Here is a 14452-nt window from a genome sequence, read left to right on the forward strand (position 1 = left end):
CGGCCGCGCGGGTCATTGCTTGCGCGGTGCAGCATGCCGGTGCCATCATCCGCGCCATGCAAACAGTCGCCTCCATCCTTTGGCGCAGGCTCGATGTACCGGGCCACGACGCCTGCCGTCTAGAACGCAATGCCTCGGCCTGGCAGCTCGATGGCGCGGCCGTGTTCCGACAGGAAGACGGCCGCATCGGCCAACTGCACTACCGCGTGCGCTGCGACCTGCACTGGCACACCCAATGGGGCACCGTGCGCGGCTGGCTGGGCGACGTGGCCGTCGATCTGTCGATTGCCCGCGACCCGCGTGGCCACTGGAAGCTCAACGACGAGGCGGTGCCCGACCTGTCGCACTGCGTCGATCTCGACCTGGGCTTCACGCCTGCAACCAACCTGCTGCAGTTGCGACGGCTCAACCTGGCGAAGGGCGAGGGCGCCGATGCTCCGGCGGCCTGGGTCGATCTGGATGGTGGTGGCGTGCTGAGCGAGCTGGCGCAGCGCTACGAGCGGCGTAGCGAGAGCGAATATGCCTACGAGGCCAAGCGCTTCGACTATGCGGCGACGTTGAGCGTGACGGAAGACGGCTTCGTGCGCGACTACCCGAGGCTCTGGGTCGCCGAGAAGTAATCAGTCGAACTGCGAGCGGTCGCCCGCGACCAGTTCGCGATTGCGCCGTCGATCAACCGCAATCTCGTGCGCAAAATCGTCGGTGCCACCACCGGCCGGCAGGTTGTATGCCCCACGCAGCCGTGCGCGCACCACGCTGCTGTCCAGCACACGATTGATCTCCGCATTGAGCCGCTGCACCACCGCCGCAGGCGTGCGTGCCGGCGCGAAGATGCCGAAGAGCGAATCGCGGTTCGCCTTCTCGAAGCCCAGCTCCGCGAGCGTGGGAACCGCGGGCAGTGCCTCGATGCGAGCAGGCGCGCCGACTGCAAGCGCCTGGAAGCGCCCGCCTTCGATGTACTGAAGCTGCTGCGCCGCGACGTTGGTCGACAGCACCTCGAACTGTCCGCTCAGCGCATCGTTGAGTTGAGGCCCGCCGCCCTGGTAGGGGATGTGCGTGATGTCGGTGCGGCTCTGCACGCGCACCTGCGCCAGCACCAGGTGGCCGATGGTCGCCACGCCCGAGGTGGCCCAGCGCACCTCGCCCGGTTGCCTGCGCGCCTGCGCGATCAGCTCACCGAAGCCGTGCCCTGTGAAGGCCGGCGTGCCCACCACAAGCACCGGCGTGCGCATCACGCTGGCCACGGGCACGAAGGCGCGCTGCGGGTCGTAGGGCACGCGCGCCAGCAGCGGGTGCAGCGTGAGCGGGCTGATGGCGGAGAAGGCCAGGGTGCAGCCATCGGGTGTTGCGCGCGCGAGCGCATCCATGCCGAGACTGCCGCCCGCGCCGGGACGGTTCTCGATCAGCACCGGCACGCCCAGCGACTGCGCCAGAGGCTCTGCCAGCACGCGTGCCATGCCGTCGCTCACGCCGCCGGGCGGGTAGACCACGATCAGGCGCACCGGGCGGCTTGGCCATGGCGCGGCATGCGACACCTCCGGCAGCGCGCACATCGCCGTCGCGAGCGCGCCGCCCGCGCGCTGGATGAAATGACGACGCCGCAGCAAGCTCATGACCCCGGATTTTCGACAGCCAATCTGCGCAGCAGCTCCGCGAAATGCTGCGCGGGCAGGTTGTCTTCCTCGACGCGCGACACCAGCGTGAGCGGCGCATCGAGCTGGCCGCCATCGGCCAGCCGCGCATAGGCGATGGCGTGTGCGTGCACGCCGGTCATCGAGGCCGGCACCACCGACAGGCCGACACCGGCGGCCACTAGGTTCAGGTTGGTCATCATGCGATCGACTTCGGCCACCACGCGCGGGCGCAGGCCCTTGGCGTGGCACAGCGCTAGCAGGTCGGCATAGAGGCCGGGCGCGCCGGGGCGGCGCACGAGGATGATGCCTTCCTCGCACAGCTTCGCGAGCGGTAGCGGGCGCGAGGCCTTGTTGCGGCCGAGGGCAAAGCGATGGTCGCTGGGCATGGCAACGAGCACCGGCTCGCGCAGCAGCGTCTCGAACACCAGCCCCTCGGGCCGCGCGACCGGCACGCGCAACAGGCCGCAGTGCAGTCGGCCCGCGGCCAGCGCCTCGGTGAGTTCGGCGGCGTTGTCTTCGCGCAGCTGAAGCTCCACCGCCGGGTACGCCCGGCGGAACTCGCGCAGCGCCTCGGGCATGAAGCGGTGCGCCGCGGCCGAGCTGGTGAAGCCGACTGCGAGCGTGCCGGCCTGGCCCTTGGCTACACGCACCATGCGCTGCTTCATGGCGTCCATGTCCTGCAGCATGCGCAGCGCCTCGGTCTGAAAGAGGCGGCCCGCGTCGGTGAGGGCCACGCCGCGCGGATGGCGGCGGAACAGCAGCACACTCAGCTCGCGTTCCAGCGCCTTGATCTGCTGGCTGAGCGGCGGCTGCTGGATGCCCAGTTGCTCGGCCGCGCGTGTCATGTGGCCGGTCTCCGCGACGGCGGCGAAGTAGCGCAGTGCCCGTATGTCCATATTTTTTTCGTATGAAGAGTGCCTTGTTATTTTATTTGACCCTAAGTCACCCTGAATCTATCGTCCGGCCGCCTATTCAAAAAGTGGCCCACCGAGGCCGCATGCCGGAGACAAATCCATGCGCAAAACGCGCCCTGCCTCGATGTTTCGTGCCGTCGTTTCCGCGATCGGTATTTCGCTGATCCTTGCCGCCTGTGGTGGCGGCGGTGGGGGAGGCGGCGGTGCCGGCTTCCTCCCGATCCTGCCTACAACCCCGCCCGCCAGCGACGGCAATAACCCGCCCGCCGACAACCCGCCGGACGGCCCGCCCGACAACCCGCCGCCCCCGCCCGTGCAGCCGGTTGTCTCGTGTGCCGACCTGTCGGGCAAGAGCCTGCCCGCCTCGCTCATCAGTCTGCCCACGCAAGGCGCCACCGTCACCAGCGCCACGCCCGTGGCCGCGGGCGACGTGGGCAACACGCTCGGCGACTACTGCCGCGTGCGCGGCACCATCCAGCCGGTGGACCCCGCTTCGCAAGTCATCAACTTCGCGGTGAACCTGCCCGAGAAGTGGAACCAGAAGACCATCCACTTCGGCGGCGGCGGCTTCGACGGCGTGCTCATCGACGGCACCGAGGTCATCCGCTTCGGCCCCGCCGACAAGCCCGCGCCGCTGGCGCTGGGCTACGCCACCTACGGCGACGACTCGGGCCACCAGTCGGGCAGCATCACCGACGGCAAGTTCGCGGCCAACGACGAGCAGCTGGCCAACTATGGCGGCCTCTCGCTCAAGAAGACGCGCGACGTGGCGCAGGCGCTGGTGCTCGCGCGCTACGGCATGGCGCCCAAGCACGCCTACTTTCTCGGCACCTCGACCGGCGGGCGCGACGCGCTGAGCTACATCCAGCGCTGGCCGCTGGACTACGACGGCGTGATCGCCAACGAACCCGCGCTCAACTACACCGGCACCCGCCTGTCGAACGTGGCCGTGGGCCGCGCCCTGTACCGCAACGGCGGCGTGGGCTGGATGAACGTGACCAAGACGCTGCTGGTGCAGAAGACCGTGATGAACGCCTGCGACAAGCTCGACGGCGCAGCCGACAACCTCATCAGCAACGTGGAGAGCTGCCGCCTGCTGAACACGCAGATCCTGGCCTCGCTGCGCTGCCCCGGCGGCACGGACACGGGCAACACCTGCCTGTCGGACGCGCAGCTCGACACCGTGCGCGCCATCGAGAACCCGCTGGACTTCACGACCTACTCGCTGGCCAACGGCGTGAAGCGCGCGGGCGGCTACAACATCCTCGAAGGCACGCTGGTGGCCGGCCCGTACACCACGCGCGACCTCGGCACGCGCGCCGTGCCGGGCAACCCGGCGACCTCGCTGGACGCCAACATGTACGTCACCGGCGACCAGTGGGTGAAGTACTTCGTCACGCGCATCGACGCCTTCGATTCGCTCACCTTCGACCCACTCGACCCGGGCGCCTACACCGCACGCGTGACAGCGGTATCGAACCTCACGGACGCGACCAACCCCAACCTGGCACCGTTCTTCGGCCATGGCGGCCGGCTCATCATGCTGCACGGGCTGGCCGACGAGGTGATCAGCAACAACTCGACCATCGACTACTACAAGCAGGTCGTCGCCACGCTGGGCCAGGCGGCGGTCGATCAGGGCATGCGCTTCTACACCGTGCCCGGCATGGGCCATGGCACCGGCAGCTTCATTCCCAACTGGGACTCGCTCGCCGCGCTCGAAGGCTGGGTGGAAGGCGGCCTCGCGCCCGCCACCGGCATCGCGGCCGACGCGGTGGCCGGCACCTATGGCCGCACGCGCCCGCTGTGCCGCTTTCCGGCATGGCCCAAGTACCGCGGCAGCGGCAGCCTGGACGCGGCCGTCAACTACAGCTGCGTGACCGAGGTCGGCGACCCGCTGGCCTGCCCGAACCTGCCCGCCTCCGTCACCAGCTACAAGGGCGGCAACAGCTTCGGCGAAGAGCTGCGCGTGCAGATCGACCCCGCCGCCATGACCTACGCCATAACCATCGACGCCAGCCTGCAGCGCACCGTGGGCACGCAGCGCACCGGCTCGCTCATTGCCGAGGGCAACTGCAGCTATTCGAGCGCTGAGAGCGGCGCGGTGTTCAGCTTCGGGCCCGGCGGCGTGGTGTCGGGCGGCGTGAACGCGCCCAGCGGCGGCGGCTTCGCGCCCCTGGTGGCGTTCCAGAGCACCTTCGCGACGGCGCCGGTGTCGGGCGACTTCAAGTCGGTGGCGAACATCTTCAACGCGGTGGGCGTGCAGCAGGGCACGGGCGGCACCAGTGCGCAGTCGCTGGCCGTGCGGCTGCGCAATGCGGGCACCTTCCAGTACTGCCGCGATCCGGTGTCCGGCGGCTTCATGATCTACGACGCCAACTGCACGCAGACCGAGAAGGGCTACGTCGCCTACAACACCACGCGCGCCTCGTTCGACCTGTTCACCACCTCGCCCACGGGCAGCGCCGTGACCACCGGCGGCACGCTCACCGGCTCGATGGTGATCGGCCTCGTCAACGGCGTGGCCGTACCGGTGCACCTGGTGCGCGAGTCGGCCGCGAATGCGGGGCTGCGTGTGTTCGGCCTGCAGCAGAGCCTGACGCCCGGCACGGCCGACGGGAGCTATGCACTGGTCAGTGTCAAGGGCGAGAACCACGATGCCACGGTGGCCGGCAACGGTTTCAATCTGGCGGGTGCTGCCGCGGTGCTGAGCTACGACGCGCCCGTGCTGGGCGTGGTGCAGGCCGATGCGGGCCGACCGGGCAATTTCATCTTCAACAGCGGCGTTCTCGCCTTCGTCTCCGACCCGGGAGCGAACGCGGCGCTCGAATTCGGAGTACGCCATTGAAAAAACGACTGTCCAGCCTCGCGGCATTCGCACTGATCGGCGCTGCGCCGATGTTGTCCGCGCATGCGGCGGCGACCGCACCCAAGGCCACCACCTGCCCCGCGCCGGTGCCTGAGGCCGCGCGCTGCTACACCGGTGAGGACGGCACGGGCGCCCTCTACTGGATCGCCATTCCGAAGGACTGGAACCGCGGCGTGCTCGTCATGCACGCCCACGGCGGCCCCGAGACCGGACCGCCCAAGCTCGAGCGCAGCGCGGAAGACCTCAAGCGCTGGGCCGTCACCGTGAAGGCCGGCTACGCCTGGGCCGGTTCCACCTACCGACGCGGCGGCTACGGCGTGACCATGTCGGCCGAAGACACCGAGCGCCTGCGCCAGATCTTCGTGCGCCACTTCGGCCAGCCGCGCCGCACGCTGCTGCACGGGCAGAGCTACGGCGCCGGCGTGGCGGCGAAAGCGGCCGAGCTGTATGCGCCGGCCGGCGGCGCGAAGAGCCCGTACGACGGCCTGCTGCTGACCAGCGGCGTGCTCGGCGGCGGCAACAGCGCCTACGACTTCCGGCTCGACCTGCGCGTGGTGTACCAGTACGTCTGCCGCAACCACCCGCGCCCCGACGAGCCGCAGTACCCGCTGTGGATGGGCCTGCCGATGGACTCGAAGCTCACGCGCGCCGACCTCGCCGCGCGCGTGCAGGAGTGCACCGGCGTCGGCCTGCCCGCCGCGCAGCGCACGCCGGAGCAGGCGGCGAAACTGAAGACCATTCTTTCGGTCGTGAAGATCCAGGAGCGCTCGTTGGTGGGGCACCTCACATGGGCGACCTGGCTGTTCCAGGACCTGGTGCAGAAACGGCTGAACGGCCGCAACCCCTTCGGCAACATCGGCGTGGTCTACAGCGGCTCGGCCGACGATGCTGCGCTCAATGCCGGCGTGGCGCGCTACGCGGCCGACCCGCAGGCCAAGGGCGCACTGGCGGCCGACAGCCAGCCCACCGGCCGCACCGCGCTGCCCACCGTGGGCCTGCATGCCATCGACGATCCAACCGCCTTCGTCGAACTGGAGAATTCCTATCGCCGCATCCGCGATGCGGCAGGCACCGGTGACCTGCTGGTGCAGAGCTTCAGCAACGAGCGCGAGCACAGCTACCTCAGCGATTCGGAATATCCCGCGCTCTTTGCCGCGCTGCTCGACTGGATCGACAAGGGCGAGAAGCCCACGCCCGAAAGCCTCGCGCAGCGCTGCAAGTCGCTGATGCCTCGCTACGATGCCGACGGCAAGAACGGTTGCCACATCCAGCCCACCTGGCAGCCGCCCGCGCTCGAAAGCCGCGTGCCATCACGCGCGCCCTGATCTACTTTTTTCATCCTCTTTTTTTCCAACGTCCCGGAGACTCCATGAAGAAACTGTTCGCCCTCGCGGCGATCGCCGCTGCCGCCGTCGCTGCCCACGCGCAGGACTTTCCGGGCAGCAAGCCCGTCACCATCGTCGTGCCCTTCGCGGCCGGCGGCCCGACCGACCGCGTGGCGCGCGACCTCGCCGAGGCGCTGCGCAAGCCGCTCGGCGGCAACACCGTCATCATCGACAACGTGCCCGGTGCCGGCAGCTCCATCGGCGCGGCCAAGGTGGCGCGCGCCGCACCCGACGGCTACACGCTGCTGCTGAACCATATCGCGATGGCCACCGTGCCGAGCCTGGTGCGCAATGTGCCGTTCAAGGTCGAAACCGATTTCGAATACCTGGGCATCGTCAACGACGTGCCGATGACGCTCATCTCCAAGCCCAGCATTCCCGCCAGCAACTACAAGGAGCTGAGCACCTGGATCGCCGCCAACAAGGGCAAGATCAACATCGGCAATGCCGGCGTGGGCTCCGCCTCGCACCTGTGCGGCCTGCTGTACCAGAGCGCCACCAAGACCGAGATGACGCCCGTGCCCTACAAGGGCACCGCCCCGGCCATCACCGACCTGATCGGCGGCCAGATCGACCTGCTGTGCGACCAGACCACCAACACCACGCCGCAGATCCAGGCCGGCAAGGTGAAGGCCTTTGCCGTCACCACATCGAAGCGGCTTGCGCTGCCGATGCTGAAAGACTTGCCGACGCTTGACGAAGCCGGGCTGAAGAACTTCCAGGTCACCATCTGGCACGGTCTCTATGCGCCGAAGGGCACGCCTGCGCCGGTGCTGAAGAAGCTGAATGACGCGCTGAAGGTTGCGCTGAAAGACCCGGACTTCATCCATCGTGAAGAGCTGCTGGGCGCCGTGGTGGCCACCGACGGACGCATCGAGCCCGCAGGTCACAAGAAGTTCGTGATCGAAGAGATCGCCAAGTGGACGCCTGTGATCAAGGCGGCTGGCGTCTACGCGGACTGAGGGCTGGCTCCCTTTCCTCGCTGCGGATGATCTGGTGCAGGGTGCGCAGCAGCACCTCCGGCTGAACCGGCTTGAACATCACGACCAGATCGCTGGCGTAAGCGGCACGCACACGCTCGGGGTCGGTATCGCCCGTGACCAGGATCGTGGGCACGCGACGGCCGGCAAGCTGGCGCAGTTCCGCGGTCGCCTGGATGCCGTCCTGCGGGTCAGCAAGCCGAAAGTCGACGATGAAAGCGTCGAAGTCTTCCGGCGTTGCCCGCACCTGTGCGCAGGCATCGGACAGCCGGGTGGTGATTTCGATGCGCTCGCAGTAGGGTGCCAGCCACATGCGCACCGCCTCACCCACAGGTTGCTCGTCGTCGAGCAGCAGTACGCGTGGCGGCACCAGCGGTAGCTCCATGGTGTCGATCGCGGCGGGAGCGGGTGTAGCCGTGGGCGCGAGGGCCGGGGCTGCCGGTGCCGGTGGTCGGCGCGGCAGGTCGACCCAGAACACGCTGCCATGGTCCTGCCGGGAACGCACGCCGACTTCACCGCCGAGCAGGTCGACCAGGCGCTTGACGATGGCCAGCCCGATGCCCAGGCCGCGCGCGACATCACGTTGCGGGTTGTCGACCTGGTAGAACTCGTCGAACACATGAGGCAGATGCTCGGGTGCGATGCCCAGGCCTGTGTCCCACACGGCCAGGCGCAAACGGTCGCCGCGTGGTCGCGCGCTCACAAGAATGCCGCCGTGCCGTGTGTACTTGAGGGCGTTATCGACGAAATTGGTCAGCACGCGCAGCAGCAGGTCGGCATCGGTTTTCAGCCATTCGGGCCCGGTATGGAACCGCAGCGAGAGCCCCGCCTGCTGGGCACGCGGCTCGAAGAGTTGCGACAGTCGCAGGAACAGCGGGTCCACGGCGATCTCCATGGGCTGGGGCACCACAGTGCCCGCATCGATCTTGGAGATGTCCAGCATCGCGTTGAGCAGGCCGCTCACTGCGTCGGTCGCCTGCACGACGCGGCCGGCCACGGGGGCAAGCGGGTGGTCCGCGAGGTCGCGCTCCAGCGAGCGCGAGAACAGCGCCAGTGCATGCACGGGTTGGCGCAGGTCATGGCTGGCCGACGCGAAAAACCGGCTGCGCTCGCGGTTGAGCCGCTGCAGCTCGAACGACTGGCGCAGCAGCTGCTCGCTCAGCAGTTCCTTGTCGATCTGGTCAGACAGGCTGCGCCGGATGAGCTGGTGCTGCGACAGTGCGTAGCGCGCCATCGAGCCGCCGAACAGCAGGCCGACCACGCAGGTGAACCAGCCGTCCGTGCCGCCCATCCACGCGAAGCGCGTCACTACGCCCAGCGTGAGCGGAATGGTGACCACAGGCACCATGGCGCGCCATGTGGCGATCACCGGCACCGAGCCCATCAGCACGGCGAACATGCCCAGCAGCAGTATCAGGATTCGCATGGGCGATTCCGTACCCGGCGGCATCAGCGCCCAGGGCGCCAGCGTCCACATGGACATGTAGGCGCCCAGCGGGCACATGAAGCGCCACGCGCCGTCGGGCTGGCGCAAGGTGAACTCGGGCTCCGGGTACAGACGCGCGTTCCAGCGCATGAACACCAGCCTCAGGCCGAGCAGCGCGCAGATCACGAAGCCCCATATCAATGCGCCGAGGCCGCGCGTCATCCAGAAGAACACGCCGGCCATCGCGATGGCCGCGGCCAGCGCTGTGAGCACCGTGGGCGGACCCATCACGAACATGCGGCGCAACAGGCGTTCGCGAACCAGCTGGGCATGGGAGTCGCCGGGGCCAGGCGGTGCATCTGCGCCTGTGATCGTGTTGCCTGGCGCGGATGAGGGTGAGCCCTGCGTACTCATGAAGGGCAGTGTAAGGGAGGCGATACGTGTGCAAGGCTTGCAGGAGTTCGTGCGGCGCGCTCCGGTGCTTTCAAGGTGCGCGTGCAACGACCGTCCAGCAAGCCGTGGTCAGGCGCACTTCGTCACCATGCACAAAAGGCTCGAAGGCGGCACGCACCGTGTCGATTACCTGTGCACGCACGTGCTCGTCCGCCTGCTGAAGCACATTGCCGACAGGGCCGAGCCGGCTCAGGTAGCCGGGCAGTTCCTTCTCGTGCATGGTGCAGGGCACGTCGATGGGCTGGATGTCGATGTCGGCCCAGCCGCTCTCTTCGAGGATGGCGTGGACCCGGCGCTTGTCGCCGAAGGCGAACTGGCCGGGCGCATCCGGCCGGCGGGCGGGGAGGTTCGGCAGCAGCGGCGCGGCGGCACGCTCGGCGGTGGTCATGAACGGGTTTTCTGCCGCACTGCGCCAGGCAATTAAGCGTAGCTCGGCGTTGTCCCTTGCGGCAGTCCGCAGGTTGGCAAAGGCCCGCACGGGGTCGTCGAAGAACATCACGCCGAAGCGCGACATGATGCTGTCGAAGCTCGCGGGCTCGAAGGCGTGGGTCTGCGCGTTGGCGCAGATGAAGCTTGCCGGCGAGCCTTCGCGCTCGGCGCGGCTGCGGGCGACGGCAATCATCGGCTCCGAGATGTCGATGCCGACGCAACCGCCTTCGGCGCCGTGCAGCCGTGCGAATGCGAGCGTGGTGCTGCCGGTGCCGCAGCCCACGTCGAGCACGCGGCTTCCCGGTCGGGTGGACGCAGCCTCGACGAGCAGGTCTTCGAAGGGCTGGAACAGGCGGTCGAGCGTTGCCTGCGTGTCGACCCAGGCGCGTCCGGCCGAGCCGTTCCAGAGCCTTGCCTGTTCGTCGCCGGCCTGCGGGGTGGTGTCGTCCATGGTCGTTTCCTTTGGCTTGCCTTCATGAGGCGGAAACCGCACTATGCAAGTTCAAGTCGGCTTGAGGTCAAGAGGGTAATGAAACATCTGGATATCGGCGAGGTTGCGCAGCGCTCCGGCGTGCCCGCCTCGACGCTGCGCTATTACGACGAGAAGGGGCTGATCGCCTCGACCGGAAGGCAAGGCCTGCGCCGCCTGTTCGATGCGGGCGTGCTGGAGCGGCTCGCACTCATTGCGCTGGGGCGCGCCGCCGGCTTCTCTCTGGACGAGATCGCGCGCATGTTCGGGCCCAACGGGCAGCCGCGCATCGACCGGTTGATGCTCACAGCCAAGGCGGAAGAACTCGACAGGACGATCCGCAGCCTGAGCGCCATGCGCGACGGCCTGCGGCACGCTGCTGTGTGCCGCGCGCCCAGTCACATGGAATGCCCCACCTTTCGCCGCATCCTCGGGGCTGCGGCGTCCGGGGCTATCGGCGGGCGAAAGAAGAAGGCGCCCAAGCCTCCCGGGAACTAGGCGTTCGCGAGCAGCGAAAGGTCGCGCGCAGCCTGCAGCATCAGTTCGCGCGCGCGGTCCAGCGACGGAATCGCATGGCGGTCGATGCGCCGGATGTACGGCGTGGTGAGCACCGCCAGCGCATGCCCGTGCGGGCCGAGGATGGGGCACGAGATGTCTATCACGCCGAAGTACTGCATGCTCTCGCGCTGCCGGTAGCCGGTGGCGCGGACGGCTTCGAGCATGTGCTCCAGCTCGTCGGGCGGTATCTGCACCTCGCCGTCGAGCGCCACGTGCTCGGCCACCATCTGCTTGCGCCGCTCGTCCGATTCGCAGGCCAGCAGCACCTGGCCTGAACCGGTGTCGAGCAGGTTCACGCGTGTGCCGGGCCGCACTGTCATGTTGCTCGCCGCCGGGCTGTTGACCTGCGCCACGATCTGAACGTTGCCCCGGTCGTACACGCCCAGGTGGCACGACTGCTCGGCCTCCTTCACGTAGCGGTCCATCACCGGAAGCGCCTGCGTGACCAGCCTGTGGTTCGGTGGGTAGCGGTGCGCCAGGTCGAACATCTTCAGGCTCAGGCTGTAGCGGTCGCCCGCGAGCGAACGCAGCACGTACTGCCGCGCCACCAGCCGTTCGAGCATGCGGTAGATCTCGCTCGGGCCGCGGTCGAGCGCCTTCACGATCTCGCCGCGCGTCAGGCCCTCGGGCTGGTCGGCCAGCAGTTCGAGGATGTCCAGGCCCTTGTCCAGCGCGGGCGCGCGGTAGCGCTCAGGGTCTTCGGCGGGCTTGCTCAGGATGTCGGTTTGAATCGATTTGTTCACTGATGAATTTCAACAGCAGACATCGCTTTTTGCAAGTTTCGTTCTACGGGTAAGCACTCATGAAGTGCGCTTGACGCTAAAAGTTCGTATGTAAATACTCTGTTCACACATGGACTAGAGAGGCAAGGCGTTCGGCAGCATACCGCTGCCCGCGACCCGACATGATCCAGCGCATCGACTCGCACCAGCATTTCTGGCGGCCCGCACGCGGCGACTACACGTGGTTGAGCGCGAGCGTGCCGACGCTGGCCCCGCTGGTGCGCGACTTCCTGCCCGAAGACCTCGCGCCGCTGCTGCAGGCTCACGGCGTGGGCCGGACCGTGCTGGTGCAGGCCGCCGAATCGAAGGCCGAAACCGACTTCATGCTCGACCTGGCCACGGCGCACGACGTCATCGGCGGCGTGGTCGGCTGGGTCGACCTGAGCCGGCCCGGTGCCGTCGCTTCGCTGGAGCGGATGGCGCGGCACCCCAGGTTCAAGGGCGTGCGGCCGATGCTGCAAGACCTGCCCGACGACGACTGGATCGCGCACCGGCCGCGTCCTGATGCGCTGCGCACCTTGCTGCGGTTCGGCCTGCGCTTCGATGCGCTGGTGAAGCAACGGCACTTGCCGCCGCTGCTGCGCTTCCTGAAGCAATGGCCGGAGCTGCCGGTGGTGGTCGACCATGGGGCCAAGCCACCCGTCGGCGCGCACGGCAGCGAAGACTTCGAGCGATGGCGCAAGAGCATTGCAGCGGTCGCGGCACTGCCGCAGGTGTGCTGCAAGTTCTCGGGGCTGTGGGGTGAGGCTCCGCCGTCCACGCACGGCGACGTCGATGCGGCCGTGCGCGCCGTGCGCCCGGTGTGGGAGCACCTGCTCGACGTGTTCGGGCCCGATCGCCTGATGTGGGGCAGCGACTGGCCTGTGCTCACATTGGCCGGCAACTACGCGGGCTGGGTCGCAGTGAGCGAGGCCTGCATCGGCAGCCTTTCGCCGAGCGAGCAGGCCAGCGTGTGGCACGGCACCGCGCAGCGCTTCTACGACCTGCCGTTGCACTGACAGGGAAAGTTCATGACGCAACCCATCGTCACCCTTCGCGACCTGAGCAAGTCTTTCGCCGGCGTGCGCGCGCTCGACAAGGCGCAGTTCGATCTGCTGCCCGGTGAGGTGCATGCGCTCATGGGCGAGAACGGCGCGGGCAAGTCCACGCTGATGAAGGTGCTGGCGGGCGTGTACCGCAAGGACTCCGGCGAGGTGCTGCTCGACGGCCAGCCCGTGGACATCGCGAGCCCGCGCGCTGCGCAGGCCCTGGGCATCGGCATCATCCATCAGGAGCTCAACCTGATGAACCACCTGAGCGCCGCGCAGAACATCTTCATCGGCCGCGAGCCGCGCGGGCGCTTCGGCCTCTTCATCGACGAAGAAGCCATGTGCGCCGAGACGCAACGCATCTTCGAGCGCATGAACCTGCGGCTCGACCCGCGCACGCCGGTCGGTGAGCTCACGGTGGCCAAGCAGCAGATGGTGGAGATCGCCAAGGCGCTGTCGTTCGACTCACGCGTGCTCATCATGGACGAGCCCACCGCCGCGCTGAACAACGAAGAGGTGGCCGACCTGTTCCGCATCATCGGCCGGCTGAAGTCGCGGGGCGTGGCCATCGTCTACATCTCGCACAAGATGGACGAGCTCAAGCGCATCGCCGACCGCGTGACCGTGATGCGCGACGGCCAGTACATCGCCACCGTGCCTATGGCCGAAACGCCGATGGATTCGCTCATCGCCATGATGGTGGGCCGCCAGCTCGCGGAAGTGGAAACCGACATGCCCGACACCTCGGGCAACGAGATCGTGCTCGAGGCCAGGGGCATCTGCCGCGGAACGATGGTGCGCAACGCGAGCTTCATGCTGCGCCGCGGCGAGATCCTCGGCTTTGCGGGCCTGATGGGCGCGGGCCGCACCGAGCTGGCGCGCGCGGTGTTCGGCGCCGACCGTATCGACGCGGGCGAGGTCTTCGTGCACGGCAAGAAGGTGTCGATCAAGTCGCCCGAGGACGCGGTGGCCCACGGCATCGGCTACCTGTCGGAAGACCGCAAGCACTTCGGCCTGGCCACCGGCATGGACGTGGAAACCAACATCGCGCTGCCGAGCATGAAGAAGTTCCTGTCGATGGGCCTGTTCATCGACCAGGGCGCCATCGAGGCGGCGGGCGAGCGCTACGTGAAGCAGCTCAGCATCAAGACGCCTTCGGTGCGCCAGCAGGTGCGGCTGCTGTCGGGCGGCAACCAGCAGAAGATCGTGATCGCCAAGTGGCTGCTGCGCGACTGCGGCGTGCTCTTCTTCGACGAGCCCACGCGCGGCATCGACGTGGGCGCCAAGGCCGAGATATACCGCCTGCTCAACGAGCTTGCCGCGCAGGGCAAGGCCATCGTGATCATCTCTTCGGAGCTGCCCGAGATATTGCGCATGAGCCACCGCGTGCTTGTGATGTGCGAAGGCCGCATCACCGGCGAGCTGCCGGCGCGCGAAGCCTCGCAGGAAAAGATCATGCAGCTCGCCACCCGGCGTGAAACCACCGCTGCTGCTGCCGCCACCGCATGACGATTGGAGACACCCT

General features: G+C 68.0%; 12 protein-coding genes. 7 read left to right on the top strand and 5 right to left on the bottom strand.

Features of this window, described 5'->3' with window-relative positions; translation table 11 throughout:
• Positions 1–56 precede the first annotated feature (56 nt).
• Entirely contained in the window at positions 57–620 is a 564-nt protein-coding gene (locus ACTG4X_RS09070) for a putative glycolipid-binding domain-containing protein (RefSeq protein ID WP_093050349.1), read from the top strand.
• Here the strand turns inward: ACTG4X_RS09070 and ACTG4X_RS09075 are convergent, their stop codons facing one another.
• Both ACTG4X_RS09075 and ACTG4X_RS09080 read right to left on the bottom strand, forming a co-directional pair.
• Positions 621–1613, bottom strand: coding sequence for a Bug family tripartite tricarboxylate transporter substrate binding protein (locus ACTG4X_RS09075; protein WP_093172299.1), 993 nt, complete (start codon positions 1611–1613; stop codon positions 621–623).
• Positions 1610–2530: a LysR family transcriptional regulator gene (locus tag ACTG4X_RS09080; RefSeq protein ID WP_440533657.1), complete on the bottom strand. Its 921-nt coding sequence runs from the start codon at positions 2528–2530 to the stop codon at positions 1610–1612. The genes ACTG4X_RS09075 and ACTG4X_RS09080 overlap by 4 nt, the downstream gene beginning before the upstream one ends.
• A 118-nt stretch (positions 2531–2648) precedes the next feature.
• On the opposite strand from ACTG4X_RS09080, the gene ACTG4X_RS09085 reads away from it, so the two are divergent.
• The 3 genes from ACTG4X_RS09085 to ACTG4X_RS09095 are packed head-to-tail and all read left to right on the top strand — an operon-like array spanning position 2649 to position 7764.
• Positions 2649–5396: a tannase/feruloyl esterase family alpha/beta hydrolase gene (locus ACTG4X_RS09085; RefSeq protein WP_440533658.1), complete on the top strand. Its 2748-nt coding sequence runs from the start codon at positions 2649–2651 to the stop codon at positions 5394–5396.
• 50 nt (positions 5397–5446) lie between these two features.
• The gene (locus ACTG4X_RS09090; RefSeq protein ID WP_426393150.1) at positions 5447–6742 is read left to right on the top strand and encodes an alpha/beta hydrolase family protein; all 1296 of its coding nucleotides are present in this window, start codon (positions 5447–5449) and stop codon (positions 6740–6742) included.
• 44 nt (positions 6743–6786) lie between these two features.
• Positions 6787–7764: a tripartite tricarboxylate transporter substrate-binding protein gene (locus ACTG4X_RS09095; RefSeq protein WP_093049105.1), complete on the top strand. Its 978-nt coding sequence runs from the start codon at positions 6787–6789 to the stop codon at positions 7762–7764.
• On the opposite strand, the gene ACTG4X_RS09100 is transcribed toward ACTG4X_RS09095, so the two are convergent.
• Positions 7736–9622, bottom strand: coding sequence for an ATP-binding protein (locus ACTG4X_RS09100; RefSeq protein ID WP_440533659.1), 1887 nt, complete (start codon positions 9620–9622; stop codon positions 7736–7738). The two genes, ACTG4X_RS09095 and ACTG4X_RS09100, sit on opposite strands and share 29 nt — an antisense overlap.
• A gap of 70 nt (positions 9623–9692) precedes the next feature.
• Entirely contained in the window at positions 9693–10541 is an 849-nt protein-coding gene (locus ACTG4X_RS09105; protein WP_440533660.1) for a class I SAM-dependent methyltransferase, read from the bottom strand.
• A 78-nt stretch (positions 10542–10619) separates the two neighbouring features.
• On the opposite strand from ACTG4X_RS09105, the gene ACTG4X_RS09110 reads away from it, so the two are divergent.
• Positions 10620–11057, top strand: a complete 438-nt coding sequence (locus tag ACTG4X_RS09110; RefSeq protein WP_093049114.1) for a helix-turn-helix domain-containing protein — start codon at positions 10620–10622, stop codon at positions 11055–11057.
• Here the strand turns inward: ACTG4X_RS09110 and ACTG4X_RS09115 are convergent.
• Entirely contained in the window at positions 11054–11833 is a 780-nt protein-coding gene (locus tag ACTG4X_RS09115; RefSeq protein WP_093050352.1) for an IclR family transcriptional regulator, read from the bottom strand. The genes ACTG4X_RS09110 and ACTG4X_RS09115 overlap by 4 nt on opposite strands.
• Positions 11834–12021: 188 nt before the next feature.
• Here ACTG4X_RS09115 and ACTG4X_RS09120 point away from each other — a divergent pair, with 188 nt between their 5' ends.
• Together ACTG4X_RS09120 and ACTG4X_RS09125 are read left to right on the top strand one after the other, a co-directional pair.
• Positions 12022–12897 (top strand): amidohydrolase family protein, encoded by an 876-nt coding sequence (locus tag ACTG4X_RS09120; protein ID WP_440533661.1) that lies wholly within the window; start codon positions 12022–12024, stop codon positions 12895–12897.
• Between the two features lie 12 nt (positions 12898–12909).
• Positions 12910–14436, top strand: a complete 1527-nt coding sequence (locus tag ACTG4X_RS09125; RefSeq protein WP_093075694.1) for a sugar ABC transporter ATP-binding protein — start codon at positions 12910–12912, stop codon at positions 14434–14436.
• Positions 14437–14452: the final 16 nt, after the last annotated feature.

The sequence above is a fragment of the Variovorax sp. YR566 genome, assembly GCF_051992195.1.
Lineage (GTDB): Bacteria > Pseudomonadota > Gammaproteobacteria > Burkholderiales > Burkholderiaceae_C > Variovorax.

Coding starts and splice junctions, on each gene's coding strand:
- ACTG4X_RS09070 (WP_093050349.1), top strand. CDS start 57: ATGCAAACAGTCGCCTCCATCCTTTGGCGCAGGCTCGATGTACCGGGC.
- ACTG4X_RS09075 (WP_093172299.1), bottom strand. CDS start 1,613: ATGAGCTTGCTGCGGCGTCGTCATTTCATCCAGCGCGCGGGCGGCGCG.
- ACTG4X_RS09080 (WP_440533657.1), bottom strand. CDS start 2,530: ATGGACATACGGGCACTGCGCTACTTCGCCGCCGTCGCGGAGACCGGC.
- ACTG4X_RS09085 (WP_440533658.1), top strand. CDS start 2,649: ATGCGCAAAACGCGCCCTGCCTCGATGTTTCGTGCCGTCGTTTCCGCG.
- ACTG4X_RS09090 (WP_426393150.1), top strand. CDS start 5,447: ATGTTGTCCGCGCATGCGGCGGCGACCGCACCCAAGGCCACCACCTGC.
- ACTG4X_RS09095 (WP_093049105.1), top strand. CDS start 6,787: ATGAAGAAACTGTTCGCCCTCGCGGCGATCGCCGCTGCCGCCGTCGCT.
- ACTG4X_RS09100 (WP_440533659.1), bottom strand. CDS start 9,622: ATGAGTACGCAGGGCTCACCCTCATCCGCGCCAGGCAACACGATCACA.
- ACTG4X_RS09105 (WP_440533660.1), bottom strand. CDS start 10,541: ATGGACGACACCACCCCGCAGGCCGGCGACGAACAGGCAAGGCTCTGG.
- ACTG4X_RS09110 (WP_093049114.1), top strand. CDS start 10,620: ATGAAACATCTGGATATCGGCGAGGTTGCGCAGCGCTCCGGCGTGCCC.
- ACTG4X_RS09120 (WP_440533661.1), top strand. CDS start 12,022: ATGATCCAGCGCATCGACTCGCACCAGCATTTCTGGCGGCCCGCACGC.
- ACTG4X_RS09125 (WP_093075694.1), top strand. CDS start 12,910: ATGACGCAACCCATCGTCACCCTTCGCGACCTGAGCAAGTCTTTCGCC.